General features: G+C 44.5%; 2 protein-coding genes and 1 pseudogene. All 3 read left to right on the top strand.

Features of this window, described 5'->3' with window-relative positions:
• Positions 1-551, top strand: a 551-nt coding sequence (locus AB1797_14050) for a hypothetical protein (GenBank protein ID MEW5768708.1), incomplete at its 5' end; no start/stop codon positions are given.
• 33 nt (positions 552-584) lie between these two features.
• Positions 585-785, top strand: a pseudogene (locus AB1797_14045) (RHS repeat-associated core domain-containing protein).
• Between the two features lie 336 nt (positions 786-1,121).
• Positions 1,122-2,093, top strand: a complete 972-nt coding sequence (locus AB1797_14040) for a peptidoglycan DD-metalloendopeptidase family protein (protein MEW5768707.1) — start codon at positions 1,122-1,124, stop codon at positions 2,091-2,093.
• Positions 2,094-2,095 lie beyond the last annotated feature (2 nt).

Genomic DNA, 2,095 nt, shown 5'->3' with positions numbered 1-2,095 from the left:
AATTCCCTGGGCTGGACTTTAACCAGCAAGTCATACAGTATACACGGCATACGGACGGTGGTGTAGAAAGCAAAAAACATTTAACAAATCAAATACCACAATGTATCAACTGGCTGACCAGTGACAGCAATTTCACCTACGCCTACGACAACAACGGCAACCTGATCAGTAAGACCAATATCAATACCAATGAAACCACTGAATATCACTACGACTACGAGAACAGGCTGATTGGCATCAGCTATCCTGGTGGCTCAACTAACACATTTGAGTATTCCGCCCTGGGGATAAGACTTAGCAAGACAAACTCTAACGGGACAGTAAGGTATCTCTACGACGGCGACAACATCCTGATGGAGTTCGGCGGCTCTGGCCAATTGATTAGCCGCTACACCACCAGCCTGATGATCGATGAGATCATCAGCCGCCAGGATGCTGGTGGAGAGGTCTACTATTACCATTACGACGGCCTGGGCAGCGTCACGTGTTTAACCGATGCTCTTCAAGAAGTAGCCGCCACCTATCGCTACGATGCCTTCGGCGAGGTCTAAGCCCAAACCGGCCCTGCTGCTTCTGAGAATGCCTATCTCTTTACTGGCAGAGAATTGGATGTTGAGTCAGGACCATACTATTATCGGGCCAGATACTATGACGATACAGCAGGAAGGTTTATCACACAAGATCCTATTAAGTTCACAGGAGGGATGAATTTTTACGTATATGTAAGGAACTATACTTTTGCACTTTTTGTCATTCCTGCGCAAGCAGGAATCCAGAAGCCTTGATATTACTGGATTCCCGCTTTGGCGGGAATGACGAGAGATTATTGTAAAGTATTTGTCTTTCAAGTAGTTACAAAAAAGTGCAAAAGTATAGGTTACTTATTAAAAAGTATGTGTCTTAGAGAGCAGTAAAGCAATAGAGTAGCAGTTCTGGAACTTTCAGAACAGTCTTTAACGACTGGGTTACTGTTCTGTTGAGCTATTAAGAAATAATTCTTTAATCTATTGTGTCTTTGTGGCTAAACACTTCCCTTAATTCAAAACGAAAGGAACGTGATGAGAAGAAAAAGCCGGCCTTATGCCCCAGGTTTTATGGTTCTGGGAGGTTTACTTTGCTTAATGCCTTTTTTGGGTCTGGGTAATGAAATTAAAGAGAGAAAACCACTAACTAATATCGCTGATTTAGCCGATAAAGACTTACTGGTAACTAATGCGGTTCAGGTAACCCAGACCGTAGTTCCACCACCACTTTCCCTTAAACTTAACCAGACCGCCTCTCCAAAAGAGGCGGTATCAAAGATCGAACCCCAAGCAGTTCCCCAGATCAAAGCTAAAAAGAAACTTTCAGACCGGGCAGAGGTAAAAATAAGCCGGCATATTGTTCGGAAGGGAGAAAATCTATGGAGCTTATCGCGCCGTTATGGAGTAAATGTGGATTCCATAATCGGGAGTAATAATCTCCGGAGTAAGTCTCTCCGACCGGGACAGAAATTGGAAATACCAAACCAGCGAGGAATTATCTATCGCGTAAAACGGGGTCAAAGCTTGTGGGATATTGCGCGTGTGTATCAGACTCCCCTCAAGGAAATCACTCAGTGTAACAACCTCACTTCCAACCAAATCAAGCCGGGACAGACAATTTTTCTTCCTAAGGCTAAGTTGTCTTATGAGCAAAGAATCCGGTTCGTTTCTTACAGTCCTTCCCAAAGATTTATAAAGCCAGTGAAAGGTTGGGTTTCATCCGGTTTTGGCTACCGAAGACATCCTATTTACAATCGGGTTATGTTTCATGCCGGGATTGATCTGGTGGCTCCTTATGGCTCCAGGATCCGGGCGGCAGCCCCAGGTAAGGTTATCTTCTCAGGGTGGAAGGGAGGATATGGCCGCACCGTTATTCTCAGACATCCTAATGGCTATACTACCACCTATGCTCACAATAAGCAGAATGTGGTTAAAGTCGGAGAATATGTAAAACAGTATCAAACTATTGCCCTCCTGGGAGATACGGGAATTTCTACCGGACCTCACGTTCACTTTGAAATTTGCAAAAATGGCCAGACGGTTGATCCTTCTCGCTATGTGGGTCGATAAAT

It is taken from the genome of bacterium (genome assembly GCA_040753085.1).
GTDB lineage: Bacteria > UBA9089 > JASEGY01 > JASEGY01 > JASEGY01 > JASEGY01.
The sequence above is the reverse complement of the archived record's forward strand: the minus strand, read 5'-3'. Positions and strand labels throughout refer to the sequence as shown.